The organism is Salinibacter sp. (assembly GCF_036626415.1).
Taxonomy (GTDB): Bacteria; Bacteroidota; Rhodothermia; order Rhodothermales; family Salinibacteraceae; genus Salinibacter.
Map to the genome: position 1 here is coordinate 1 of NZ_JAZKRW010000035.1, position 24,002 is coordinate 24,002.

The 24,002-nt window shown below is 63.0% G+C and carries 24 protein-coding genes and 1 other RNA gene; 18 read left to right on the forward strand and 7 right to left on the reverse strand.

Annotated features, from left to right (window positions below; genetic code table 11):
- Positions 1-138: 138 nt before the first annotated feature.
- On the forward strand, positions 139-405 hold the full coding sequence (locus tag V5A20_RS05735) for a hypothetical protein (RefSeq protein WP_332314916.1): 267 nt from the start codon (positions 139-141) through the stop codon (positions 403-405).
- Positions 406-472: 67 nt separating this feature from the next.
- Here V5A20_RS05735 and V5A20_RS05740 read toward each other — a convergent pair whose 3' ends face one another.
- On the reverse strand, positions 473-853 hold the full coding sequence (locus tag V5A20_RS05740) for a hypothetical protein (RefSeq protein ID WP_332314915.1): 381 nt from the start codon (positions 851-853) through the stop codon (positions 473-475).
- 557 nt (positions 854-1,410) lie between these two features.
- On the opposite strand from V5A20_RS05740, the gene dnaA reads away from it, so the two are divergent.
- Positions 1,411-2,988 carry a chromosomal replication initiator protein DnaA gene (dnaA, locus tag V5A20_RS05745; RefSeq protein ID WP_332326897.1) on the forward strand — a complete coding sequence of 526 codons (1,578 nt, stop codon included), beginning with the start codon at positions 1,411-1,413 and terminating at the stop codon, positions 2,986-2,988.
- A gap of 136 nt (positions 2,989-3,124) precedes the next feature.
- The gene (gene dnaN, locus V5A20_RS05750) at positions 3,125-4,258 is read left to right on the forward strand and encodes a DNA polymerase III subunit beta (RefSeq protein ID WP_332314913.1); all 1,134 of its coding nucleotides are present in this window, start codon (positions 3,125-3,127) and stop codon (positions 4,256-4,258) included.
- A gap of 86 nt (positions 4,259-4,344) precedes the next feature.
- On the opposite strand, the gene V5A20_RS05755 is transcribed toward dnaN, so the two are convergent.
- Entirely contained in the window at positions 4,345-5,340 is a 996-nt protein-coding gene (locus V5A20_RS05755; RefSeq protein WP_332314912.1) for a tetratricopeptide repeat protein, read from the reverse strand.
- A gap of 241 nt (positions 5,341-5,581) precedes the next feature.
- Entirely contained in the window at positions 5,582-6,187 is a 606-nt protein-coding gene (locus V5A20_RS05760; RefSeq protein WP_332314911.1) for an RNA polymerase sigma factor, read from the reverse strand.
- Positions 6,188-6,469: 282 nt separating this feature from the next.
- Between V5A20_RS05760 and V5A20_RS05765 the strand changes: the two genes are divergently transcribed.
- A complete protein-coding gene (locus V5A20_RS05765; protein ID WP_332314910.1) occupies positions 6,470-7,381 on the forward strand; it encodes an SCO family protein in 912 nt (303 codons plus the stop codon).
- Between the two features lie 78 nt (positions 7,382-7,459).
- Here the strand turns inward: V5A20_RS05765 and V5A20_RS05770 are convergent, their stop codons facing one another.
- Together V5A20_RS05770 and rpe are read right to left on the reverse strand one after the other, a co-directional pair.
- The gene (locus V5A20_RS05770; RefSeq protein ID WP_332314909.1) at positions 7,460-8,383 is read right to left on the reverse strand and encodes an SDR family oxidoreductase; all 924 of its coding nucleotides are present in this window, start codon (positions 8,381-8,383) and stop codon (positions 7,460-7,462) included.
- Between the two features lie 91 nt (positions 8,384-8,474).
- A complete protein-coding gene (rpe, locus tag V5A20_RS05775) occupies positions 8,475-9,167 on the reverse strand; it encodes a ribulose-phosphate 3-epimerase (RefSeq protein WP_332314908.1) in 693 nt (230 codons plus the stop codon).
- Between the two features lie 482 nt (positions 9,168-9,649).
- On the opposite strand from rpe, the gene V5A20_RS05780 reads away from it, so the two are divergent.
- Both V5A20_RS05780 and V5A20_RS05785 read left to right on the forward strand, forming a co-directional pair.
- Entirely contained in the window at positions 9,650-9,928 is a 279-nt protein-coding gene (locus V5A20_RS05780) for a metal-sensitive transcriptional regulator (protein ID WP_332314907.1), read from the forward strand.
- A gap of 59 nt (positions 9,929-9,987) precedes the next feature.
- On the forward strand, positions 9,988-10,602 hold the full coding sequence (locus V5A20_RS05785) for a hypothetical protein (RefSeq protein ID WP_332314906.1): 615 nt from the start codon (positions 9,988-9,990) through the stop codon (positions 10,600-10,602).
- Positions 10,603-10,680: 78 nt separating this feature from the next.
- Here V5A20_RS05785 and V5A20_RS05790 read toward each other — a convergent pair whose 3' ends face one another.
- Positions 10,681-11,742 carry a hypothetical protein gene (locus tag V5A20_RS05790; RefSeq protein ID WP_332326898.1) on the reverse strand — a complete coding sequence of 354 codons (1,062 nt, stop codon included), beginning with the start codon at positions 11,740-11,742 and terminating at the stop codon, positions 10,681-10,683.
- Positions 11,743-11,996: 254 nt separating this feature from the next.
- Here V5A20_RS05790 and ffs point away from each other — a divergent pair.
- From ffs to V5A20_RS05810, 4 genes are all read left to right on the forward strand, one after another.
- Positions 11,997-12,096, forward strand: an RNA gene (gene ffs, locus V5A20_RS05795) — signal recognition particle sRNA small type.
- A 152-nt stretch (positions 12,097-12,248) separates the two neighbouring features.
- A complete protein-coding gene (gene yajC, locus V5A20_RS05800) occupies positions 12,249-12,584 on the forward strand; it encodes a preprotein translocase subunit YajC (protein WP_332314904.1) in 336 nt (111 codons plus the stop codon).
- 52 nt (positions 12,585-12,636) lie between these two features.
- Positions 12,637-13,884 (forward strand): 3,4-dihydroxy-2-butanone-4-phosphate synthase, encoded by a 1,248-nt coding sequence (ribB, locus tag V5A20_RS05805; protein ID WP_332314903.1) that lies wholly within the window; start codon positions 12,637-12,639, stop codon positions 13,882-13,884.
- A 60-nt stretch (positions 13,885-13,944) separates the two neighbouring features.
- Positions 13,945-14,109, forward strand: coding sequence for a hypothetical protein (locus V5A20_RS05810; protein ID WP_332314902.1), 165 nt, complete (start codon positions 13,945-13,947; stop codon positions 14,107-14,109).
- 698 nt (positions 14,110-14,807) lie between these two features.
- Here the strand turns inward: V5A20_RS05810 and V5A20_RS05815 are convergent.
- Complete coding sequence (locus V5A20_RS05815) at positions 14,808-17,282, reverse strand: DNA internalization-related competence protein ComEC/Rec2 (RefSeq protein ID WP_332314901.1); 2,475 nt, start codon at positions 17,280-17,282, stop codon at positions 14,808-14,810.
- Between the two features lie 99 nt (positions 17,283-17,381).
- On the opposite strand from V5A20_RS05815, the gene V5A20_RS05820 reads away from it, so the two are divergent.
- The 8 genes from V5A20_RS05820 to rpmB all read left to right on the forward strand — a co-directional run bounded on the left by V5A20_RS05820 (position 17,382) and on the right by rpmB (position 23,996).
- Positions 17,382-17,564 carry a hypothetical protein gene (locus V5A20_RS05820; RefSeq protein WP_332326899.1) on the forward strand — a complete coding sequence of 61 codons (183 nt, stop codon included), beginning with the start codon at positions 17,382-17,384 and terminating at the stop codon, positions 17,562-17,564.
- 185 nt (positions 17,565-17,749) lie between these two features.
- The gene (nusB, locus tag V5A20_RS05825; protein WP_332314900.1) at positions 17,750-18,232 is read left to right on the forward strand and encodes a transcription antitermination factor NusB; all 483 of its coding nucleotides are present in this window, start codon (positions 17,750-17,752) and stop codon (positions 18,230-18,232) included.
- A 98-nt stretch (positions 18,233-18,330) separates the two neighbouring features.
- Positions 18,331-18,993 (forward strand): metallophosphoesterase family protein, encoded by a 663-nt coding sequence (locus V5A20_RS05830; protein WP_332314899.1) that lies wholly within the window; start codon positions 18,331-18,333, stop codon positions 18,991-18,993.
- A gap of 85 nt (positions 18,994-19,078) precedes the next feature.
- Positions 19,079-20,173: a redox-regulated ATPase YchF gene (gene ychF, locus V5A20_RS05835; protein ID WP_332326900.1), complete on the forward strand. Its 1,095-nt coding sequence runs from the start codon at positions 19,079-19,081 to the stop codon at positions 20,171-20,173.
- A 317-nt stretch (positions 20,174-20,490) separates the two neighbouring features.
- Positions 20,491-21,342, forward strand: a complete 852-nt coding sequence (locus tag V5A20_RS05840; protein ID WP_332326901.1) for a hypothetical protein — start codon at positions 20,491-20,493, stop codon at positions 21,340-21,342.
- Between the two features lie 72 nt (positions 21,343-21,414).
- A complete protein-coding gene (locus V5A20_RS05845; RefSeq protein WP_332314896.1) occupies positions 21,415-22,674 on the forward strand; it encodes an ABC transporter permease in 1,260 nt (419 codons plus the stop codon).
- Positions 22,675-22,789: 115 nt separating this feature from the next.
- Positions 22,790-23,608, forward strand: coding sequence for a phosphosulfolactate synthase (locus V5A20_RS05850; RefSeq protein WP_332314895.1), 819 nt, complete (start codon positions 22,790-22,792; stop codon positions 23,606-23,608).
- A 151-nt stretch (positions 23,609-23,759) separates the two neighbouring features.
- The gene (gene rpmB / locus V5A20_RS05855) at positions 23,760-23,996 is read left to right on the forward strand and encodes a 50S ribosomal protein L28 (RefSeq protein ID WP_332314894.1); all 237 of its coding nucleotides are present in this window, start codon (positions 23,760-23,762) and stop codon (positions 23,994-23,996) included.
- The last annotated feature ends 6 nt before the right edge of the window (positions 23,997-24,002 follow it).

Consider the following 24,002-nt stretch of genomic DNA (forward strand, 5'->3'; position numbering starts at 1 on the left):
CTCTGGGGCGTAGGCCGGGGCACCTTCCCCCAAAACATCACGACGCCTCCGCAATTCAAGCGGGGGTGCGCGTCCGTTCTTTCACAAACGCGGTCCGCACCGAAACGTCGCCCACTTTCCTGGCAAACCTCTCTCCTCATGGAAGACATGGAAGGCCCCACCCCAGAGTTCATTGCGGCCACATCGATTGCGCAGCTCACGCCCCTCCTCCTCGAGGCGGCCGAGGACGTCGACAAACTTGGCGATCAGCCCGAGCACGTGGCCGTGGCCGAGGAGACAGTCCGGGCGTTCCTGAAGCGCCAGGATCCCGACCTCGACCGGTCGGTGGCAACGGTGACCCGCGTGGAGGACGGGGTAAAAATCGAGTACGAAGACCGCACCATTACCATCACGTACGACGAGTAGCCCCCGGCGGAACGGCGAGCATCGGGGCCGCTCCGCCAAAGGCGGCAACGAGAGGTGAATCGCCTCCCTACCCTTCTCGGGTCTCCACCGTCCCAATCGTATACCCTTCGATTTCACTCGTGCGGAACCGAAAGACCGAGCCCCCGAGGTGGATGGCCTCGGCCCCGGTCATCACTTCCTGAACGGACACGTGCACGAACGTGCCGTCGGCGGACGCCCCCACCTCATCGAGCATGGCGGAAATCAAGTTGCCCATGGCCTGCACGGCGTCATCGTCCTCGGCCTGCTCCTGCGCCATTTCTACCATCCGGGTCGTGTCGGCCTCAAAGGTGTCTTGCGCCACGACGTGGCCGGTGACCATGTTTCCGCTCACCACCAGCGTAACGGGACAGGCGGCCTGTTCTTCGGTTGCCTTTCTGCTGAGTGCTTCGATGCCTGGATCGCTCATCAAACCGTTGAGTCTGTTCGAAAACCATACGCGAATCCGGCAACGGCCGCCGGGCAGTGCAGAACGCAAGGTATGGGTAAGCCGGGGACGAGGACAACTCGGTTCGGACAATCTCGCGTTGAATATTTGCGCTCGCCGGAGGGGGGCCGAGCACTTTCGGTCCGCTTCGGTTCTTGACGTTGCCACACGCATTGATTATCGTTCGTACTCCCAAATTTGCCGGGAACCAGATTGCGGTCCGCAGTGGCGGGGCCGCAGCGCCCCCCGCACCTGTTTTCGGCGAGGCACGGACGCCCTTCTCGTTCCCATGAGAGAGTTTTGAGCTGGATCGGGGCGACCGCGGGCGGAGTTCACACGAGCGAGGTTCAATCGTCGCTCTCGAGTGCCCCCCTCAAGTCCCCGAAGCGCTGTCTCGAACGGTTCGCGGCGCACCGTCAAGATCGTTTCACTTCGGTCTACCACGCATCCGGCGGGGCCTGTGGGGAGCGACCCCTGCGTTCTCCGTCTCCAATCACCCTGGCGAGCCTCTCTGCTCGCGAGACTGACCTCGGCTGGTAATGGATCAGTCCGCCGACCGCGCCTGGAATGATTGCCTCGACATCATCCGGGACAACGTGAGCCGCCAGAGCTTCACGACCTGGTTTGAACCGCTCGAGGCACAGTCCCTGACGGAGGAAGACGACCTGCGCAAGCTGACGGTCCAGCTTCCAAGCCGGTTCTACTACGAGTGGATCGAGGAGCACTACTTCTCTCTACTCCGCAAAACGGTCACCCGGGTGCTCGGCCCCGATGGGCGGCTGCTCTACGACGTGGTCATCGAGCAGGATGACCCGGACAACCCGGAGCATGGGGCTTCAATGCAGCTTCCCGCCCGCCCAGCCGATCCGGACCCCGCCTCGCCACCGGAGGCACCAGACGATTCTGAATGCGGGTCCGATCCGTCGCCCTCCCCGACGTCGTCCCCGGAGTCGTCTCCGACAGCTCCCTCCAACGACGGGTCCCACCCCGACGCCTCTCAGTCCGAGGCCACAGGCCGATCGGAAGAAAGCGACCCGCCGGTCCAGAACCCGTTCGCCATTCCCGGCCTCAAAGACACGGAGGTCGACAGCCAGCTCAACGACAGCTACACCTTTGACCGCTTCATCAAGGGAGAGTGCAACCGCCTGGCCCGCAGCGCTGCCCAATCCATCGCCGCCGACCCGAGCGGGACGAGTTTCAACCCGTTTCTCGTGTACGGGGGCGTGGGCCTCGGCAAGACGCACCTCATTCAGGCCATCGGGAACCAGGTCGCCACACGCAGCGCCTCCAAGACCGTCTTCTACGTCTCCAGTGAGCGGTTTACCACCGAATTCGTCCGGTCCATCCAGGAAAACCAGATTGGTAAATTCTCGACGTTCTACCGGCAGGTCGACGTGCTCATCGTCGACGACGTGCAGTTTTTCGGCGGCAAAGAAAAGACCCAGGAGGAGTTCTTCCACATCTTCAACGCCCTCCGGCAGGCCGGCAAGCAAATTGTGCTGTCGGCGGACCGCCCGCCGCGGGAGATCGACGGCCTAGAGGAGCGCCTGCTGTCCCGATTTCAATGGGGCCTCTCTGCCGACCTGAAGCCGCCGGGCCTGGACACCCGCATCTCCATCCTCCGTCGGAAGGCCGAGGACGACGGGATCGACCTCGACGACGAGGTCGTGGAGTTTATCGCCCGGAGCATCGAACGCAACATCCGTGAACTTGAGGGGGCGCTGATTCGACTTCTCGCCCATGCCACCCTCCACCAGCTCGACATCACCCTCGACCTCGCCGAGGAGGTGCTTCACGACCTCCTCCAAGAGAAAGAAGCCACGCTCACGATCGACGACATTCAACGCATCGTGTGCGAGCACCTCGGCATCTCGCAGGAGAAGATGCGCGGCAAAACCCGAAAGCGAGACGTCACCCGCGCCCGCCAGATCGCCATGTACTTCTCCAAAAAGCATACACAGCACTCCCTCAAGGACATCGGCCTCCACTTCGGTGGGCGCGATCACTCGACCGTGATTCATGCCAACAATGCGGTGGAGGACCGCATGGCGGACGACGAGTCGTTCCGGGACACGGTCGACACGATCGGGCAGAAGCTCGAGCAGTACGGCCGATAGCCCACGCTGGAAAGCGGACCCGAATCTTCCTCTGCCGCCCCCCGTACAGATTGTGAATGCGTCTACGCATTCCTGTATCTTGGCACGAAGTCCTGCTGACACCTCGACACTTCCTTTCCGCAACGCGCCGATCGCCATGAAATTCACTGCCTCCAGCGCCGACCTCCTCGAGGCGCTCAACACCGTCAAGGGCGCTGTTCCGTCGAAGAGCACAATGCCCATCCTGGAGTGCATTCTCTTTGAGCGGGACGGGGACACGTTGCGTCTGAGCGCCACCGACCTCGAAATCTCGATCATCCAGACCGTGCCGGTCCAGTTCGAGAAGAACGGAACGCCGGAGAGCACGCCCATCGCGGTGCCCGCCCAGCGGCTGATCGATACCCTGCGCGCGCTGCCGGACCTGCCCATTGAGTTCACGGCAGACAGCGACTTCGAGATCCGCATGGAGACCGATCAGGGCCACTATAAGATGGTGGGCCACGACGGGTCGGACTACCCGGAGCTGCCGGAGTTGGAGGAGCAGCACGAAATCAACGTGGAAGGGGGGCTCTTGGGCCGCTCCATCGACAAGACCGCATTTGCCGTGAGCCAGGACGCCCTTCGCCCCGCCATGATGGGCGTGTACTTTCAGGTGAGCGAAGAGGACACCTCCGTGGTGGCGACCGACGGGCACCGGCTCGTGAAGCTGACCCTGCCGGAGCTTCGGGCCGACACCTCGGTCGACTTCATCGTGCCGGAAAAGGCCACCAAGCTTGCCGGGCGGGTCGTGGAAGACGACGAGATCTGCACCGTCCGCGTGGACGACAGCCACGTGAGCTTCGAGTTCAACGACTCCCGGGTGCTCGCCCGCTTGATCGACGAGACGTATCCGAATTATCAGTCTGTCATTCCGGACGGGAACGACCGCAACCTGGTCGTCAGCCGCGAAGACATGCTGAACGCCGTCACGCGCGTGGGGCTGTATTCCTCCAGCATGACGAACCAGATTCGGCTCGACATCACGGCCGACACCGTCACGATCTCGGCGGAGGACGTGGAGCGCTCCAGCGAGGCGGAGGAGACCATCCACTGCGACTACGACAGCGAGCCGATGGAGATCGGCTTCAACTCGGAGTACCTCACGGAGGTGCTCAGTAACGTCGAGTGCGACGAGGTGGTCTTCGAGCTCAGCTCCCCGAACCGGGCCGGCATCGTCCTGCCCCGCGAGGACACGGAGGACGAAGACATTCTCATGCTCATCATGCCGGTGATGCTCAACACCTACGCCTAACCGTATCCGGGGACGAATGCCACCGCGGTTCTACTCCGATCTGGGGACCAGCGCAGCCCGCTGGTCCCCATTTTTGGTTTGGCCTCCTACGATCCCGGCCCGCTGTATTCCTGCTGGAGGGTTTTCAGAATCTCGTACGCCTCCTGCGTCTGGCGGCCTTCTCGCTGCACAACGGTTTTAAAGTGCGACCGGGCGGCGCCTACGTCTCGCTGCGCGAGCGCAATCTTGCCGAGGTAGAAGTGTGCCTCCAGGGCCAGAAACGAGCCGGACTCGGTCTGTTCGAGAACCTCTCCGAGGTGCTTCTCGGCCTGGGCGAGCCGATCGGCGCTGTACCGGGGAAAGAGCCCCAGCGTGGAGACGCGCGCACTCTCCAAGACGGAAAGCGCCTGCATGTACTGCTCGTCGACCGACGACGAAGCCTTCGGGGCTGTGCTTCGCATCCTGGCCGTGGCATAGTTGTCGACGACCTGGTCGCTGACGTCCGTCGCAGCGAGCCGATCGAGAGGCGACTGCGTCGCGAGACTGACTCCGTATAGGCCCCCGTACACCCCCACGAGGATTCCCGCGATGGCCATTCCCCTTCGCGCAAGCCGGGGGAGTGGCCAGAGCGCGTCTCCCCAAAAAGATCCTGTGTTCGGGGAAGATTCTGCCCCGGAACCGGCCGCGGCTTCCTCCTCCACTTCTTCTCTGTTCTCAACGCCGATCTCGTGCTCCGTGAGCGTCTCGAAGTGCGAGGCCGGGTCGATGGCCGCCTCCGCCTCCGTCAGCCGACGCTGCGCCGCTTCCACCTCGCGTCGAAGGGCCTCCTTTTCTTCGATGCGGGCCTCAAGCCGGGCAAAGGCGGCCTGCAGCTGGGCCGAAAGTTCTCCTTCGTTCCCCAGGTGCCGAACCATCACGTAGGTGGCGAGGAGGGGGTCGGAGGGAGGGTCCGCCCTCACGTTTGCCGAGAGGCCCTCGACCGACCGAACATCTCGGAGCAGGGGAGCCCATTCTGGGTGTCTTTCCACATACGCCTCAACCTCCCGTTGTCTCTCTTGGGTAAGGTGAGGGTACGACAGGATGTGCTCTTCGACATCATTCATGAACGACACGCTACACGACTACTTGCGAAAAGAAATCCACTGATGCTCTCCGGAAAGCGAGCGGCAGGGCCTCCTCCGAAAGGCTGTGAGAAATGTCGTGACCGGCGGTTCGCCAGCCGACACGGTTTGGATTGAGGTCCCTGAAAGATGAGCTATAAAAGCAGGGAGAAGTAATGGGATTTAAGAAGACACACTCAACATATATGTATAACCTCCCAAGCTAAACCTTGACATTTTCTTTTTACAAATCTGTCTGATTCACGTATTCACGGAGGCGGTCGTCGGTGCGGAGCTTCTTCATGGCCTTGTGCTTGTACGTCCGGACTGTCGCCACGGGCTTTCCGAGGGCGTTGCTGATCTCCTCAAACTCCCGGTCCTCGAGAAAATAGAGGCGGGCCGGCTCTCGCAGATACTCGGGCAGTCGCTCGATCGCCTCCACGAATGCTTCGCGCACGAATCCAACCTCTGCGACGGTATTCTTTTTCTCGGCCGTGAGCGTGACACGGTCCTCCTCTTCAATCGACTCGGAGAACCGGTTGCGACGAGTGTAGTTGAGAAGCGTATTTTTGCACACGACGCTCACCCAGCTGGCGTACCGGGTTGCGTTTCGCACCCCGTCGCGGTTCTTCTGCACCTTGCGATAGGCCCGCGTGGTCAGCTCATCGGCGTCGGACGGGTTGTCGAAGGTGCCCCGGGCCGATTTCGCCAAGAAATACCGACAGACGTAGCAGTACGTCCAGAGATCCGCTAGACGTTTGGCGTCCGTGTTCTCCTCTTCCCTCCACCGCCGGAAGGCGTCGTTGGCGGCGTCGGTATCGTCTACCGAGAACGGCAGACGATCGGTCACGGTCCGGAGTTTGGAGGAACAGGCGGACATGCGGCGGCCCTGTGTGCTGAGGCGTTGAGACGAGTTGCGGCTGGTGATTTTTGTGGGATCTCGAACCTAAAGGATGATAAGGACCGGGGCCGCGGACGTCAATGTTTCTGGTTGTATTCTTCCAGCCCGCTGCTCTCCTCTCCGGACGACACGGTTGCCGGGAGGCCGAGAGGAAGGAGGAAGCCCCGCAACCTTTTGGGGCCGCGCTTGGTTTAAAAATCGCACTTTTCTTCCACCCCTTTTCTGCTCCTTATGCCCGACACACGTCACATGGCGGCGGGCCGATGGCCTCGCAGCCCCTATCGTCTCGGACTGGTGATGGCCCTTGCGTTTGCCTGGGTTGGGTTCTGGTCCCCTACGGCCCATGGCCAGCGCGCCAACCATACCCCGGAGCAGCTTGAGAACGTGGGACTCGACCAGAAGCTTGGCACAGCGATTCCGACGGATCTTTCGTTTCAGAACGAACAGGGCAAGTCGGTCCGGCTCGGTCAGTACTTCGATGGGTCGACGCCCGTGATGCTGACCCTCAACTACCACCAGTGCCCTCAGCTCTGCCGCATCCAGCTGCAGAAATTCGCCGAATCCCTGAGCGGGATGTCCTGGACGGCCGGCGATAAGTTTGAGGTGCTTACTGTTGACATTAGTCCGCACGAAGGCCCTGAGATGGCCCGCAAGGCCCAGGAGCGCTACGCCACTTCGCTGGAGCAGCCCGACGAAACGCTTGGGGGCTGGCACTTCCTGACCGGGGACCAGGAAGCCATCACCGCCCTCACCGACTCGGTGGGATTTCGCTACCAGCCGCTTCCGGAGAAAGACCAGCAGTATGCCCACCCCGCGACGATTGTTTTTCTGAGCGGTTCCGGGACCATCACACGCTACTTTACCACCCTCAACCCGGCCCCGGGCGACCTGCGCACCGCCCTCGTCGAGGCGTCCAACGGCACGGTCGGGAGCGTCGTGGACAAGGCCTTCCTGGCCTGTGCACGATTCAACCCAGACTCAAATTCGTATTCTGCAAGCGCGTTCAAGCTGATGCAGTATGGCAGCGCCCTCATGGCGATCGTAATGGGGGCCGCACTGTTTGTCTTCTGGCGCCGTGAAAACAAGCAGCTGGACACGGTGCAGGAGGAGGGGTTCGAAGCGGCGCTCGACGAACGGACGTGACAGGCCCGAGAGGCGGACCGGAAACCGCGTCCGGCGAGAGACGGCCGGGGTACCCGCACCGCAGACGGCGGCCCTTGGCTATTCGGCTTCCTCCTCCTCGTTCACCTCAGCGAGGCCCGTCAATTCCCGGCTGACCTTCCAAAGATGTGCCTCGGCCTTTTCGTCGTAGGCCTCCGGGGAAGGGTTGACCACCTCGGTCTCCTTAAAGTACTGGCCGGTCACGCCCTCCACCTCGGGCGACGCCGCCAGGTAGACGACGCTGCGTGCGCCTTCCTCCGGGCGCTTGTAGAGCCAGGAGAAGAGGCGGGCAACCCGAGAAATCCAGCCGGAGCCGCGCCAGATGTTGGTGTTCACGATGCCGGGGTGCACGGCGTTCGCAACCACCCCTTTGTCCTGAAGACGGCGGGACAGCTCGTGGGTGAAGAGGATGTTGGCGAGCTTCGAGCGGGCGTAGGCCTGCAGCGGATTGTAGCTTTCCCTGGCGTTGAGGTCGTCGAAGTTCATGCTGACGCCACGATGCGCCTCCGAGCTCACTGTGATGATGCGCGCTTCCCCCGCCCGGCCGGCGGTCTCGCGGAGGCGGGGCAAAACGAGATGGGTGAGCAGGAAGGGGGCGAGGTGATTAATCGCAAAGGTGGCCTCCAGTCCGTCGGCCGTCTCCTCAAAGGAATCGAGGAAGACGCCCGCATTGTTCACGAGCACATCGAGCCGATCGTGGTCGGCCCGGAGCGTCTCTCCAAGGCGATACACCTCCTCCAGAACGCTGAGGTCTGCAATGCAGAGATCCACCACGTCTTCACGGCTGGGGTGGGCCGTCCGGGCCGCGGCCCGAATTTCGGCCTGGGCCTCTCGTCCCCGCCCTTCGTCTCGACACACCATCACCACGCGCGCCCCGAGACGGGCGAGTTCGGCGGCCGTGGCCTTGCCGATGCCCGAGTTGGCCCCCGTGACCACGCACACCGTGCCACTCATGTCTTTCAAGTCGGAACGCGGATTCTCCATGGCCCCTTCCAAGCTCGGTCAATGGTGCTCCCAACGATGATCGCGGGTTCGTTCTCCATACGAATCCACGTTCAGTGCCCCGGTCTCTTCGTCACACCTTGAGCGTCAGCGCGTTCCGAAAAGCCTCGACGTTCTGCGTCACAGACTGCTCCCCGCCGAACACGGCACTGCCAGCCACCAGCACATCGGCCCCGGCCCGCACGAGTTCCATCGCGTTGCTCGGGGTCACGCCCCCGTCCACCTCCAGGGAGGCGCTGGAGCCAAGGGCATTGAGCTGGCGGCGCACACGCTGCACCTTCGCCGTGGACTCTGGAATAAAGTCCTGACCGCTGAAGCCCGGGTTTACCGACATGACGAGGACAAGATCAACGAAGGGCAAGATGCCTTCGAGGTGCCCAAGGGGCGTGGCCGGATTAAGGGCAACGCCGACCTTGCACCCCGCGGCCCGAATCTGCTGGGCCACTCGGTGCAGGTGCGTACAGGCCTCCACGTGCACGGTAAGTGTGTCTGCTCCCGCATCGGCGAAGGCATCGATGTACGTCTGCGGCTCCTCGATCATGAGATGCACGTCGAGCTGCGCGTCATGCTCGTCGGCCACGGGCCGAAGGGCCCGCACCACGTCGGGGCCAATCGTGATGTTGGGGACGAAGTGCCCGTCCATCACGTCCACGTGGAGCCAGCCCGGACCGGCCCCCAGGACGTCATCGGCGGAGGCGGCGAATCGTCCCGCGTCGGACGCAATGATTGAGGGCGCGAGCGTCGGCATCGTAGGGGGCGCAGGCATGGAGCAGGGCATGGTCGGCAGCGGAAGACGGGCGATTGCATACTTAGAATAAAAGAGGCGCTCGGGTGAACAAAAAGAGGAACCGCAATCTTTCGGTGAAAGCCTTGCCGGGGCCTCTTTCTCCGGTCATTCTCCCCTGGTCACCGTGCGTCGCTTCTCGTCCATGCGTCGGAGAAACAACCCTTTCCAGGGGAGAGTAGGGAGATCTCACACGCCGGGCTCTTTTCGAAACCCGCCAGTTTCCCCTGGTTCCGGGACCGTCCGTGCCCGCCTCCGGAGGAGCGCCTCTTCCGGGAGGGCACACCGCGCGCCCGTCGCTCCACGCCCGACGCGCTCCCTCCGCACTGCGCGGAAGGGCCCCAGAGGGATTGGGCGACGGAAGAGATTCGTGCAGGCGGTTGAACAAGAGAACCCCGAGCCGTCGCCCGCCAACGCGTTCTCAGCGTTCTCAGACCCCTTCCCTTACTCGTCTCCGCTCCCATATGCCGGTTCGCGACGCCGATCGTGACGACATCACCGACCGCCTCAGCCGCATCGAGGGCCAGGTTCGCGGCCTGAAGCGAATGGTGGAGGACGACCGCTACTGCGGCGACATCCTCGACCAGATCCACTCCGTGCAACAGGCTCTCAAGTCTGTGGGGCGTGCCATTGCCCGGAACCACTTGGAAACCTGCGTGACCGACGCAATCCGATCGGGCGACGAGCAGGCCGCCCAGGAGAGCTACGATGAGATCATAGGACTGCTCAAAAAGGAGCTGTAGACGGCCCTAGGCAGCCCTGAGAGGTCTCGTCGCCACGCTTTTACCGAGAGGTTTGGATCATGGAAGAGCTTCTCGCCAACCGCACCCCTTCGGACGACGCCCCTCCATCCGGTGGGGGACAGCGGTCCGTCCACGTCAAGTTCAAGCTCAGCGAGGAGGCCCTCACGGCAAAGGAGACGTTGGGGGACCACTGGGACGTGCCGAACAAGGAGGTGGCCGAGATGGCGGCCCAGCTCACCGTGTCGTTTTTGAAGGATGAGGGCGAAGACACCCGACGCCAGTTCGTCGAAAAGGCCCGTGACCAACCTCGCCCGATCACGCAAGGGACACACGTGGTGAGTCGCGCCACGAAATCGCTCTTGGAAGCCACGGCGAGCGACCTCGACCTGACGCGGGATCTGTTTTTTGACGCGTGCCTTCGCCTTGCCCGCACCATCGTTCAGTTTCTTCGCGAGGCCCAGCTGGAGCGCCACGAGGCACTCGCGTCCGCGTTGCGTGACCTGCTCGACCAGGCCCGAAGCATCGAAGCGGACCTCCACGAGCAGGCGACCGACATTGACCCGCTGAAGCCGGCCATCACCGCAGTGCGTCGGCAGATCAAAGGCATTGTAGACGACGTTGAGGACGAACTGGACCGCGGCCGCCCGCTCGACCGGACCCACGAGTTCACGTAGCCGAACATCACAGGCTCCACCGACCCCCTCGGAGTGCCCTCCGAGAACGTCGGCGTCGCGCTTCTCCAACTCAATTTCCTATTCCTCACGTGCTCCGAGAAGCGGCGCCAACTTCGGATACACAATGCCCGCCTCTCCTCGGCGTGGGGCAAACTCGTCCGTCCGCGTGACCACGAAGCGAAGGAGCCGTTTGGCATCAGGGCCCACCGCCACTTCGTTCTCAATCACGTCGCGAATCCGCCGGTTGATCGTGGCTGCCCGCTCCCGAAGCTCCCTGAGGACCTGCCGATCCGCCCGAGGCGTCCACGTTCCATCGACGTGGTCGGCCACCGGCGACGCCCCCTCAGCGCGGCCCCGCCAGAACACGGGCTTCAGAAAAATGCGCGGCTCAGCGTGGCGCCGAATGCGAGCCAGAAGCCGGCGGGGGTCCTCGCCGTCTCCCCACAGCAGAAAGGCCTCGGCCCGCCGGGCACGACGCCCGTTGAGACTGCGTACGTCCACCGACGTCGTGCGACCTTGCCCGTTGCCGGTCACCCAGAGAAACGACGACGCCGGACGGGGCGGAAGCGCGGCCGTTCGGTCTGGCGCGCTGACTGAGGCGGTCCGGTTCCCCGCCTTGTGCCGAACCCGTCGCCTGTAGAAGGCCTGGCGGAATGCAAGCGCCAGGTCTTCAGAGGAGTCCGTCAACGCGTCGAGCCGAGCGGCCTCTCCACCAGGACCTCCGGACGCAGCCTCATCTTCGGCCCCCACGCTTGTGTCCAGCGGGGCAGGAGGCCTCTCCGGAAGCTCGGTGCCACTCTCCACGGAGGCCGCCTCCGCGGGGCCCTGTTCCTGCGCGTGCCGGTCGCCGCGATCGTCCCAGACGTCGCCGTCTGCCTTGTGGAATGCCGCAAGCGTTTCGTTAGCCCAGTCTACGGGGGGGTCCGTCCCGGTTGCCTCTCTTTTTTGGGAGGCCCCTGCGTCATCCCCGCCAGACTCGGGAGGCAACTCGCCCTTCCTTTTCTCTGGCTCCGGCTCACTCTCGGGATTCTGACTTGCCCGGTGCTCCATCATCTTCCGGAGAGCCGCCACAAGACGCTTTGGGGACGGGCCTCCTCGCGGGTCCTGTCCCGATTCGGGGTCGAGGGAGACAGTCATCATAACTCAGTGTCGGGAGCGGGCATATCCGGCAACACGGGCAGTGCGTGTCGGAGAACCGTGCCACTCTTCGGAAGTTCGGACCAGCCAGTGTGGCTTGGCTTCAAGGGGCCCGAACCCTCCTGAGCGGTTCACGGCAGCCCTGCTGGCGGGCTTGACGACATCTTCAGGGGGCTCTGTTCGTCGGAGGGAACTGTCTTCCTTTTTCGTTGTCTCATCTGATCCAACATTTCGCGGGGATTCCCCGCACCGACAAAGGGCAAGTCCCGCACGGCCAGCTCCCTCTGAACCCCGTCAGGGCCGGAAGGCAGCAGCGGTAGGAGGTCGCAGCGGCGCGCTGCGGGTCGCTTGCCCTTTTTTCTTTTGTCGTGGTTTTCTACGGCCGCGTCTTGGTTCGCGTGAACCGGTTGTGTCCCGTTCCGTTTATCGGATGGAGCGTACTGTCGCTGTCTCCATCGTGGGGATGCCGCTCCCTCTTCCGAACTTCTGACTCCCTGAACGTACCTACCATGTCCTCTTCCCTTCTCTCGGCCTCCGATCCAATTCTCCTCGTCGGGCAATCCGGCGGTGGCAGCGGCGGCATCGTCGGCCTGCTGTTCCCACTCGCCCTCATCATTGGGGTCTTTTACTTCTTTATCTACCGCCCGCAACAGAAGCGCGAGGAGGAGCATCAGGAGATGGTCGAGAACCTGGAACAGGGCGACAAAGTCGTGACCGTGGGTGGCATCTACGGCACCATTCAGAAGATCGACGAGGACAGCGTTCTAACTCAGGTTGACAGCAAAGGCACTCGGCTTCGCATTGAGAAGGACTCGATTGCGAGCCTCTCCAACGAGGAGGAGTGATCCCTCTCTCCCTCGTCTCTTTTCGGGACCCCCCAAACAGGCCCGCCCCACCATGAGCCCTTCCACACGCAACTCGGCGGCGTCTCCGGAGACGTCCTTTGATTCCATTGAGACGGCCCTTGCCGCCCTTCGAGACGGCGGCCTCGCGATCGTGGTGGACGACGAGGATCGCGAGAACGAAGGCGATTTCATCGGGGCGGCCGAGGCGATTACGCCCGACCTCGTCAACTTTATGACGAAGAAAGGGCGCGGCCTCCTTTGCACGGCCATCCCCCCGGCACGGGCCGACGAGCTGGATCTCGACCTGATGGTCGACGCCAACTCGTCGCTTTACAGTACCCCCTTCACCGTCTCGGTCGACTACCGCAAGGGGACGAGCACCGGCATCTCAGCCGCGGACCGTGCAACGACGATTCAGGCCCTGGCGGACCCGGACGCCTCCCCGTACGACTTCGCTCGGCCGGGGCACGTCTTCCCGCTCCGTGCCCGCACAGGGGGCGTGCTGCGCCGGGCCGGCCATACCGAGGCAGCCGTGGACCTCGCTCGCCTCGCGGGCTTTGAGCCGGCGGGGGCCCTCGTCGAGATCATGAATGAGGACGGAACCATGGCCCGCGTCCCCCAGCTCCGCGAGCGGGCACAGGCCCTGGACATGCCGCTCATCACCATCCAGGACCTGATTGCCTACCGCATGCAGAACGAGCGGCTCATCGAACGGGAGGCGGAGGTGCGGCTCGATACCGCGTTTGGCACCTTCCGGGTGGTCGCCTACAAGGAAACGCTCACCGGCGACGTGCACCTGGCCCTGCTCAAGGGCGACTGGGCCGAAGACGAGCCCGTTCTCGTCCGCGTCCATTCGCAAAACGTGCTGGGCGACGTGCTGGCGGCGCGGCGCGAATCGTACAGCGAGCAGTTGGCCGAGGCGCTGCTCCAAGTGGAGCACGAGGGCGCGGGGGCCATCCTCTACATGATGCAGAGCAATCACGGCCAGGGCCTCCTCTCGAAACTCAAGGACCTGGAGCGCCAGCAGAACGAGCAGTCCGGGACCCCGGCCGACGTATCGCTTGAGATGGACCACCGGGATTACGGCATCGGGTGCCAAATCCTCCGAGACCTCGGCATCCGTAGGCTGCGGCTGCTTACCAACAATCCCCGCAAGCGAATCGGGCTGGCCGGGTACGGCCTCGAGTTGGTCGAGCAAACGCCCATCGAGCTGCCTGCGGAGGCCCACGATCATTTGTCTACCGTCGCGGCCGATCGGCTTACGCCGCTCCTCATGGAGCTCCTTGATTCCGACGCATAGTCGCAGCGGCCCCCGTCCCCCTCTCTCGTCCGTATCCTACGGCCCGGCCTCCCCTCCCGCATGTCCAGTTCTCAGATCTTCCAGACGGTCTACGCGCTCATCGCTATTTTTGGCGCATCGCTGACCGTGATTCGCCTGCAGGCCGGGGACTGGCTCGCCGCACTGTGGCCCGCCCTTATTGCCGCGTTCTGTATCTACCGCCTCTTCACGGTTGCGGAGGAGTAGCCCCTCTCCACAAGGTCGTCCCTACGGAGCTCACGGGGGCACGATCGTTTCTACGCCCCCCACACATCGGAGAAATGCCCCTTATCCACAAGATTGTGGATAAGTCGTGGATAAGTCGGGGATAACGTCTGGATAATCTGTGGATCAGAATTTGGTTTTCGTCGCCCGTGGACAACCCCCCAGGATGTTCACAGTTATCCCCGCCTCATACACACTGTGGACGAGTGTGCATAACTGCATCCCCAAGTCCCCAGATTTTCCTGTGGACGGCCGTGGAAACGTGGAAAATTCCCCATATATCCGCCTTGAGCGCCGTAGACCAGCTTTCTTCAGATGCTCAGTTGTGGATAACCTTGTGAACGACTGGGGGAACTGTCCACATTCTTCCCGCCCCAATGTGGGCAACTCAGTTATCCACATTTCCACACGACCAATAACAACAACCATATCTTTTAAAAATTCCCCATTGCCTCGTCCATACTAGGGCGTGTGGATAACTTTCTTTCCCGGCAATCTTTCGCCCCGAGGATCGATACACGAACAGTTCCTTCCTGCACAATCTGATACAGGAAGATATACCAGTAGCTGAGGGTACATATTCTAGAGTAGGAATATGATACAAGCCCCACACAGGACCCCACACAGGAAAGGGCTGGACGACTTCCAAAAAGAGACAGGCCCCTTAACGACGCTCGTCTTTACTTCCACCGGACACGCCAGACGTCTTTCCCGTCGGTTCGCATCCATACCGACCCACCGGTGGCTGTACTGTGAACGTGTTCTCCCTGCCTCTTCCATCTTTGAAGAACCTCGTCGTTGGGCATCCCATACTGGGCGTTCCGCCCTACACTCACCACTGCATGCGTCTCTTCGACGCGGCCGACCGACTGTACAAAGTCCGGGGTGCTGCTGGTCTCAGACCCGTGATGTGGGACCTTCACAATGTGGCTTCTGAGTTGCTTTCCGTACATTCGGACCAGATCTCGTTCAGCATCCACTTCTATGTCTCCTGGAAGGAGGATGTCCACGCCTCCATACTCTACACGGAGAACCACAGAAGCATCATTGCCCGCCCCACCGTCATCTTGAGATGAAAGAGGACCGACCGCACGTACGTGAATGGACGGGCCACTTTGGAGAGTATCGCCCCGGTGGACAGCCCGATCAGGGACCCCCTCTCGATGAAGAAGATCGCGGGCTTCTTCGTAGAGTTCCGTGTCCGTGGGCCGGCCGTTGTGAACGACCCGGCCCACCGACACTTCCCGCAGCAACGTCGGAAGCCCACCCAGATGGTCTTCGTCCGAGTGCGAGACGACCACGAGGTCCAGCTCACGAATCCCCCACCGTTTTAGAAACGGAAGCACCGTGAACTCCGCGGCTGCTCCGCTCGGGGACCGGGGACCGGTGTCTACGAGCACATGTTGCCCCGATGATGTTTTCAGGAGGGCGGCGTCCCCCTGTCCGACGTCGAAGAACACCACATCGAGGGCTGGCCCTGTCTTTTGACCGATCACAGAGCCCCAAACGGACATCGTTGCGAGAGCTACTCCTACAATTGCCCACCGCCATCGAAGACGGGGGCGCGGCCACTGTGCCACGGCAATGAGCAGTGCCCCCACGGCTCCGAGGATCCACACGTCTGGGACAGGCATGCGGACGCCCGCCCATGAAAACCACGCCGCCCCGTAGCGAGACGTGGCGAGGAGCCCCTGCAGGAAGAGATCTGCCGCGCTCCCAAACGAAGCAGCTCCCAGGGCCCACACATGGCCAATGCTTACCGCAACAATCGCCGCCGAGAGCGCCAGGCCCGTACAAGGAATTCCCACCACGTTCAGAACAAGACCGGCGGCCGAGACCCATCCGAAGTGATACAGAAGCACAGGACCGGTGCCCAGGATGGCGGCCGCTGAGACCGTACACATAGACACCAGCCAGTTCCCAGCCTCAGAGTCCCGGTACCGCTCCGGCACCATCTCTTCGAACCGAGGATTGAGCGTCACGATGCCCGCAACCGCCGCCATCGACAACTGGAACCCGACATCAAACAGCATTGAGGGCCGCAACGCAAGGAGCACGAGGGCGGCGACGCCAAGTGTGTTTAACGGAGGCGCCGACCGCTGAAATACAATTCCCCCAATAAGCAAGGCCGCCATGATCACTGCCCGTACGACCGAAGGCCGACCTCCTGTAAGCAACATGTAGAACCCCAGTACGACGATGGTTAGCACCGCCCGCACGATCTCCACCACGTGCCACCGCAGTCGAAAGCGCATCAGAAGGGGACGGAGCAGCGTGTAGAGCACCATCCCGACCAGAAAGACGTGGAGGCCGGACACCGCAAGCAGGTGCATCAGCCCTGTCTTCGCAAACCGGTCCCGCTGGGCGTCCGTGATGTGGCTCCGGTCTCCCAGCAACAACGCCCGCAGTACGGCCCGCCCGCCCACACTCCGCACGTGCTGGTCTATGTGCCGTCGAATGTGTGCGCGGACCGAAACGAGTGCGTTTTGTATTGCCCCACGCCGGCTTCCCAAGACGGTGACATGATCGGGATCGTCTACGTACAGTGTGCAGCAGATGCCTCGACGAGAGAGGTACGCGCCGTAGTCAAAGCCCCCGGGATTGCGGAGGCCGGGTGGCTGCTGCAAAGAGCCCCGGAGTCGAGATAGGTCTCCCTGGCGAAGTCTGGGAAAAGGCCTGGTCGCGTCGGCCCACGGAGACGGCATGAGCGTGACGCGCACCCGTCCATCCACCGCAGCCCGGCCCCGATTCCCCGCGAGGGTGTCGACCCGCAGGACAAAGCGAGTCGCCTCGTCGGTCCGTTCGGGAGCGTCCACGACCGTTCCCTCTACGGTCACGGCGTCGGTCCTCGCCTCGGCTGCAGGGGCGAGGCTCCGCGGCGACGGGGCCTGGTACACGGCATGGCGGGCCCCGCCCGCGCATCCCACTACCAGGGCGATGGCCAGAACGCTTCCGAGTGGCCCGAGGGTGACCAGCCGGGTTTGGTCCCACCACTGCATTCCAGCAAACATCGCAACCCCGCTCCCCGCCCCGCCGAGCCAGAGGAGAAGAGAGTCAGACCGAATCACCGACGCCCCTGTAATTCCGAACGCAAACGCCCCGGCCATGAGAAGAGCCGGGTAGGCGGTCCATTGAATCTGCGAGTCGGGACGCATGGGGCAGGGCGTCGCCGTCCAGGAAGAGTGGACCGGGAAGACACATTTTTTGTCTGGCGCCTAACGTATTTTAGCACAGCCTGTGCGACAGCGCAAAGCATGTGTACCCCCTCAGAATTTAGCGCCTTCTATGAAAAGCGCCCCCGTCGTCGCACTGAGCTGGCCCAGAGCCCCCCTCACAACGGCCGCGGCCTCTTCAGTTGGAGGGTGGGCGGTGACTGGGGACTGGCCATGCGCCCCGACCGAAAGGAGAAAATGGTCTCGGATCGCAACTTTGGGTGAGGGTTTTGGGGAGGGATGCGTCCAGCAGTCGGGATTGAGACACCATTCGGGGCGAGATCAAGTCCAAAATTGAAGGAATCCGTGCGGAGGACCGAACCTGCTTCCACCACGGAAAATAAGAGTCTTCTCCAAACCGCCACAGCTTGCCTGTGACACTCTCCTCCCGAACGGTCGGTCTTCTTTCCATGAGCACCCGGCGCGACGCCCGCGAACAGGTCTTAAAGGCGCTCTACGCGCATCACCAGACCGATGGAGACGCCGGTCGGGTCCGCCAGACCCTCATTCGGGCGCCGCTCGACGATGACCCGTCAATCCGTGCCTTTGCGGAGCGCCTCTTTCAGGAAACGCTCGACGCGAGGGAGGCGGCCGACGAGATTATCGAGAAGCACGCAGACAACTGGGAGATTCATCGCATCGCGGTCGTCGACCGGTCTCTTCTTCGAATGGCAACCACCGAACTTCTGAAGTTCGAAGAGATCCCGCCGAAGGTCTCCATGGACGAGGCGATAGAGATTGCCAAAACGTATAGCACGCCCCGAAGCGGCACGTTTGTAAACGGCGTGATCGATGCCATCTTGCTCGACCTCCACGAGCAAGGGCGGCTCAACAAATCCGGCCGCGGCCTCATCGGCATGGAGAGCATCCGGGAGCGAACGGACGCGCCGTGAGTTGCAAACTCTGAGTCGTATATTGGTACGAACGCCGCCCAAGATCTCCCGTCGACCGGGCTGCCTTTTCATCTCTTCCATACTGCAGGGCATACACAATGGGACTTACTGCCATTGGCGACATTCACGGATGCCTCCAGTCGCTGAATAGCCTCTTGGCCCGGCTGGACCCCTCGCCGGACGACCATCTCCTGTTTGTGGGCGACTACATCGATCGAGGGCCCAACTCAAAAGGTGTGATCGATCGGCTCCTTGCCCTCCGCGAGGAGGTGCCCTGCACCTTTCTGCGGGGCAACCACGAGGCGATGATGATCGATTATCTCGAGTCCGGCTCCTTCAGCCTCTGGCGCATGAATGGGGGCGTCTCGACGCTCCAGAGCTACCTCAAGGACGGCACCTCCGAAGTCCACATTCCAGCCCCCCACGCCGAATTCGTCCGCGACACAAAACGCTACCACGAGACCGACGACTTCCTGTTCGTCCACGCGGGGCTGCGGCCCGACCTTACGGTGGAGGAGAACCTGGAGCGGTCCGACGAGGAGGTGCTTTTGTGGGAGCGCGGGCACCTAGAGGCCACGGAGTTCGCCTGGGAAAAGACGGTGGTCTGCGGCCATACGCCCCAGCCCGAGCCCATCAGCCAAGAGGAGCTGATCCTGATCGACACCGGCTGCGTCTACCACATGAAGCCCGGCATGGGACGGCTCACGGCCGTGCACCTTCCGGAGCGAGAATTCATCGACGTGCCCTACGCCGACGGATGATTCCGGGCTGGGGTCGGTACAGGAACACACCGGCTCAACGCGCAATTCATCCCGCTCGCCCTCCGTTTCAGGTCCCCATTCGCCAATGTCCCTCCAATGTGGCCTCGTCGGCCTCCCCAACGTCGGCAAGTCCACCATCTTCAACGCACTCAGTAGCGCCGGGGCCGAGGCCGACAACTACCCGTTTTGTACGGTTGATCCGAACGTAGGCGTCGTGCCGGTGCCCGACGAACGGCTTCCGCGGGTCGCTGAATTGGCGGGGTCGCCGGAGACGGTGCCCACCAGCATCGAATTCGTCGACATCGCCGGGCTCGTGGAGGGGGCGGCCGAGGGCGAAGGGCTGGGCAACCAGTTTCTCGCCCAGATTCGAGAAGTCGACGCCATCATTCACGTTGTGCGGTGCTTCGAAGACGACGAGGTGGCCCACGTGGCCGGCTCGGTCGACCCGGTGCGGGACGTAGAGGTGATTGACACCGAGCTTCTACTGAAGGACCTGGAGACCGTAGAAAAGCGCGTCGAGAAGGTGAGCACGGCCGCAAAAAAAGGGGACAAGGAGGCCGTCCGTCAGCTTGAAGTGTTCGAGCGGCTCCACGATCATCTTAGCGACGGCGAGTGGGCGCGGTCGTTCGAGGTCAGTGAGCCTGCCCGCCCACTCGTGGACGAGTTGTTTCTGCTGACCGACAAGCCGGTCCTGTACGTCGCGAACGTGGGGGAAGAGGCCCTGCCCGACGGCAACGCGTACGTCGATCGGCTGCGCGCCATCGCCCAGGACGAGGGCACTCGCGTCGTTTCCATTTCGGCCGACCTGGAGGCCCAGATCACCGAGCTCGCCCCGGCCGAACGCCAGCTGTTCCTCGAAGACGCGGGCCTGCAGCGGTCTGGCCTCGAGCGGCTCATCCACGCCGCGTACGACGTGCTGGACCTCATCACCTTCTTCACGGCGGACGAGAAGGGGGCCTACGCCTGGACCGTCGAGGAGGGCACCCAGGCCCCTCAGGCCGCCGGCGAGGTCCACAGTGACTTCGAAGAGGGGTTTATCAAGGCCGAAACGATCCACTTCTCGGACTTCGATGAGGCGGACTCCGAGGCTGCTGCTCGGGAGGCCGGGCTCATCCGGACCGAGGGAAAAGACTACGTGGTGGAAGACGGAGACGTGATGGAGTTTCGATTCAACGTGTAGAGAGAGTGGATCCCGGAGCGTATGGCCCAGCACCGCTCCCCTGCGGAGCCCCCCCTGGATAACATGGGCACGGCATCGGCGACGGGGACTGCTTATGCAGTTCTACAGGGGGAAAGCGGCGGTGCCCCTACGTTCCCATGCGTCTTCTCGCCCCGCAATTGGGGAATGCAGGCGAAGGGCACGGAGAGAACACCCGCACCGGCCCAGCCCGAATTTTGACGTGCGATCGCCCTGATGACGTGGGCGCTCGTCTGCACCTCTGCCCTTCACCTCGTATGTTGACTCCCTTTGCTTTCCCAAGTGAGCCCCCTTCCGGCATGATGCGCATCCGTCTTCCACTGCTCATTGCACTCCTGACTGGCGGTCTGCTCTGGAGCGGTTGCGCGTCGGAATCGGCCTCCGACTCTGCGTCGACCGTGTCTCCTACCGACACGATTGCGCTCGAAACGCAGGCCGACTCGGTGGCCCACCGACTCCTTCGGGCGCACGGCATGGACGCATGGGCGTCGTCGCCCTACCTCCGATTTAACTTCGGCATCGAGACGCCGGGCGGTGCGCAGACGATCGCCCGGCACCTCTGGAACCGAAACACGGGGGAGTACCGGATTGAGTGGTCCGCCGGCCCAGATTCCGCGTACGTGGCACTCGTCAATGTCCGGGAGCAGCACGACGGCCGCCTGGCCGGAACGGCGTACCTGAACGGAACCGAACTAACGGGCACGGCGGACGAGAACGCCCGGGAGGAGGCCTACGGCCGGTTCGTCAACGACACGTACTGGCTGCTGGCGCCGCTGAAGGCCTTCGACCCGGGCGTCAACCGCACCTATCTGCCGGACTCCTCGACCGCCACGCACGACGTCCTCCAGCTCACCTTCAACGACGTGGGGCGCACGCCGGGTGACCGGTACTGGCTGTACGTGTCCACCGAGACGGGGAGGCTCGACCGGTGGGCCTACCGCCTGGAGGGAATGCCCGAGGATGCGTCGCCGCGCTTCTACGACTGGACGCAGTACCAAGAGCTGCCGGCCCCCGACGGAACGGTCCGCCTCGCATCCCGAAAGGAGGCCGTCGGGACCGATCAGGCACTCCTCACCAACCAGCTGGCGCTGCCCGAGGCGCCGCCGGAGGGGGCCTTTTCGGCGCCCGAACCGATGCTGGGCGGCAAATAGCCCTATCCTGTTGATGGGGCCGGGGGCTTGGGGCCCGCTCTGCGCTGACCGACGGACGACAGACAACCCGCCGTGGACTACCGGTTTCAGATCGCTCGGCGCTACCTGGCGAGCCGCCGAAAGGTGTCCCTCATCTCGATTATTACCGGCATCTCGACGGTGGGGGTAACCCTCGGCGTCGCGTCGCTGATCGTCGTGCTCTCCGTGATGAACGGGTTCTACGACGTCGTGCGGGACCTTCTCGTCTCGCTCGACCCGCACGTTCGGGTCGTGAGTGCGGAGGGACAGGGCGTTGCCAATGCAGACTCGCTGCTGCGGGTCGCCCGCGAGACCCGGCACGTGACGGCTGCGGCGCCTTACGTGGAGGGCAAGGCACTGCTGCTGAGTGACAACGTCGAGGACGCGAATCGGGTGGTCCGGGTTCGGGGCGTCGACGCGGCGATGATGGAGGCCGCGGCCCCGACGATGGCGATGGGGCGCTTTGACCTGGGCCAGAATGCGAACGGGGTGTCGGGCATTGTGCTGAATCAACGACTTGGGCAGCGCGTGGGCCTCGTTCCGGTGGGCCGAACGCAGTCGGCAAGCGCGGTGGGCCTGCTGTCGGCTCCGGCCATCGAACGCACCCTCACGAACATCTTCGGAAGCCCGCCGGTGCGGCGCTTTGAGGTGCGGGGCCTCTTTCAGTCGCAGGGCGCCTCGCAGGGGCAGCGTGTCTTCGTGTCGCTGGAGGAGGCGCAGCAACTCTTTCGCACGGACGGCCGGGTGACGGGGGTCGAGCTTCGTCTTGACAACCTGGAGCGGGCCGGCCGCGTGAAGGCCGCGCTCCAACAAAAGCTCGGCGCCGACCGGTACACCGTGCAGACGTGGTACGACCTTCAACAATCGCTCTATGACGTGATGCGGCTGGAAAAATGGGGGGCCTCGGCCATCCTTGGGCTTATCGTCGTTGTGGCGGCGTTCAACATCATCGGCTCCCTGACGATGGTGGTCATCGAAAAACGGGCCGACGTGGGGGCACTTCAGGCCATGGGGGTTTCCCGGGCAGACGTGCGCCGCATCTTCCTGTTCGAGGGGGCACTGATCGGGGCGCTCGGAACGGGGCTGGGACTTGTCTTGGGGCTTGGGCTCGCCTTCCTCCAGCAGTACTACGGCATTGTGCCGATGGCCCAGGCCGGATCGTTTCTCATCGACGCCTATCCCGTATCGGTGCAGGCCCTCGATGTGGTTCTCATTGCGCTCGTTTCGTTCGGGCTCTGCGTGCTGGCCGCCCTGTACCCTGCCTTCCGGGCTGCCGCCATTGAGCCAGCCCGGGCCGTTCACCTGGACGGCTAAAGGAGTCGTTTCCCGAGCGGAGGCGCCGGACCCGCCGCGCCTGCAATTTCATTGAAGCGCTGGGCCCTCTACGGCCCGAGTGTCGCTCTCCTCTACTGCTCCGCCCCCCACGTCCATGATCAACGACGCGTTCGACCTCATTGGCCTCCCCGACCGGCCCGAGAAGCCGCGGGAGCAGGGCCTCACGCACATGCTGGACAAGGGCCTGTCGGCCCGCGAGGTGGAAAACGTGCTCGACGGGGCCGCTCACATCATCGATCTCGCCAAGCTCGGGTGGGGGACGGCGGTCGTTACGAAAAACCTGGAGGCAAAGCTGGAGGTCTACCGAGAGGCCGGGATTCCGTTTTTCTTCGGAGGGACCCTTTTCGAAGCGTACTTCCTGCGCGACCAGATCGACGACTACCGCCGCCTGCTCGACGACCTGGACGTGCGTCACGTCGAGATTTCCGCGGGGGCCGTCTCAATGAAGCACGAAGACAAACTGGACTACATTGAGCTCTTCGCGAAGGACTTTACTGTTTTGAGCGAGGTCGGCTCCAAAGACTCCAGCGACGTGATGGCCCCGTACCGGTGGGTCGAGTTCATGCAGACCGAGTTGGAGGCGGGAAGCTGGAAGGTAATCGCCGAGTCGCGGGAGGCCGGCACCGCCGGTCTGTTTCGCCCCACCGGAGACGTGCGCACCGGCCTGGTCGACGAGATCCTCGCCCGAGTCGACCCCGAAGACATCATCTTCGAAGCGCCGAACAAGATGCAGCAGGTGTGGCTGATTAAACACCAGGGTGCAAACGTCAACCTCGGCAACATCCACCCCGAAGAAGTGGTCCCGCTCGAAACGCTCCGCCTAGGCCTCCGCGGCGACACCCTCTTCGAGTTCCTCACGCCAGGTATCACCCCCCACCTGCCGGGTGGAACTCCATCAGGAGATGGTCATTAAGAATCAGACTGCAGAGGAAGCGACGAATTCCTCGTCGAAAACGGTGAACTCGCGCCGTCTTCACGAACAAAGCCCCGTGGTCTCGCCTAAAAGCTCGCCGATTTGACGCGGGCGCCACGTCACCAAAACGAACCAACCTAGAGGTACAGTTATGGCTCGCAAAGACGATATTACCGGAGAGGGACCGGTCACGGGCAACAGCGTCTCGGACTCCAACCAGAAAACCAATCGCCGCTTCAAGCGCAACCTACACAAGAAGCGGTTCTACATTCCCTCACAGGACCGCCACGTGAAGCTGAAGGTGTCTTCGAAGACCCTGAAGACCATCAACAAGAAAGGCATCCAGGCGGTGCTGAAGGAGGCCCGGAAGCAAGGCTACGACGTGTAGGTTGGG

Bases quoted from the DNA above. Each gene is read 5' to 3' on its own strand.
- V5A20_RS05785 (WP_332314906.1), top strand. From the start codon at position 9,988: ATGGAAGAGCTTCTCGCCAACCGCACCCCTTCGGACGACGCCCCTCCA.
- V5A20_RS05830 (WP_332314899.1), top strand. From the start codon at position 18,331: ATGGGACTTACTGCCATTGGCGACATTCACGGATGCCTCCAGTCGCTG.
- V5A20_RS05770 (WP_332314909.1), bottom strand. From the start codon at position 8,383: ATGGAGAATCCGCGTTCCGACTTGAAAGACATGAGTGGCACGGTGTGC.
- dnaA (WP_332326897.1), top strand. From the start codon at position 1,411: ATGGATCAGTCCGCCGACCGCGCCTGGAATGATTGCCTCGACATCATC.
- V5A20_RS05820 (WP_332326899.1), top strand. From the start codon at position 17,382: ATGTGTACCCCCTCAGAATTTAGCGCCTTCTATGAAAAGCGCCCCCGT.
- V5A20_RS05790 (WP_332326898.1), bottom strand. From the start codon at position 11,742: ATGATGACTGTCTCCCTCGACCCCGAATCGGGACAGGACCCGCGAGGA.
- V5A20_RS05765 (WP_332314910.1), top strand. From the start codon at position 6,470: ATGCCCGACACACGTCACATGGCGGCGGGCCGATGGCCTCGCAGCCCC.
- V5A20_RS05850 (WP_332314895.1), top strand. From the start codon at position 22,790: ATGATCAACGACGCGTTCGACCTCATTGGCCTCCCCGACCGGCCCGAG.
- rpe (WP_332314908.1), bottom strand. From the start codon at position 9,167: ATGCCTGCGCCCCCTACGATGCCGACGCTCGCGCCCTCAATCATTGCG.
- ribB (WP_332314903.1), top strand. From the start codon at position 12,637: ATGAGCCCTTCCACACGCAACTCGGCGGCGTCTCCGGAGACGTCCTTT.
- V5A20_RS05810 (WP_332314902.1), top strand. From the start codon at position 13,945: ATGTCCAGTTCTCAGATCTTCCAGACGGTCTACGCGCTCATCGCTATT.
- ychF (WP_332326900.1), top strand. From the start codon at position 19,079: ATGTCCCTCCAATGTGGCCTCGTCGGCCTCCCCAACGTCGGCAAGTCC.
- V5A20_RS05735 (WP_332314916.1), top strand. From the start codon at position 139: ATGGAAGACATGGAAGGCCCCACCCCAGAGTTCATTGCGGCCACATCG.
- nusB (WP_332314900.1), top strand. From the start codon at position 17,750: ATGAGCACCCGGCGCGACGCCCGCGAACAGGTCTTAAAGGCGCTCTAC.
- V5A20_RS05840 (WP_332326901.1), top strand. From the start codon at position 20,491: ATGATGCGCATCCGTCTTCCACTGCTCATTGCACTCCTGACTGGCGGT.
- V5A20_RS05815 (WP_332314901.1), bottom strand. From the start codon at position 17,282: ATGCGTCCCGACTCGCAGATTCAATGGACCGCCTACCCGGCTCTTCTC.
- V5A20_RS05740 (WP_332314915.1), bottom strand. From the start codon at position 853: ATGAGCGATCCAGGCATCGAAGCACTCAGCAGAAAGGCAACCGAAGAA.
- rpmB (WP_332314894.1), top strand. From the start codon at position 23,760: ATGGCTCGCAAAGACGATATTACCGGAGAGGGACCGGTCACGGGCAAC.
- yajC (WP_332314904.1), top strand. From the start codon at position 12,249: ATGTCCTCTTCCCTTCTCTCGGCCTCCGATCCAATTCTCCTCGTCGGG.
- V5A20_RS05755 (WP_332314912.1), bottom strand. From the start codon at position 5,340: ATGAATGATGTCGAAGAGCACATCCTGTCGTACCCTCACCTTACCCAA.
- V5A20_RS05780 (WP_332314907.1), top strand. From the start codon at position 9,650: ATGCCGGTTCGCGACGCCGATCGTGACGACATCACCGACCGCCTCAGC.
- dnaN (WP_332314913.1), top strand. From the start codon at position 3,125: ATGAAATTCACTGCCTCCAGCGCCGACCTCCTCGAGGCGCTCAACACC.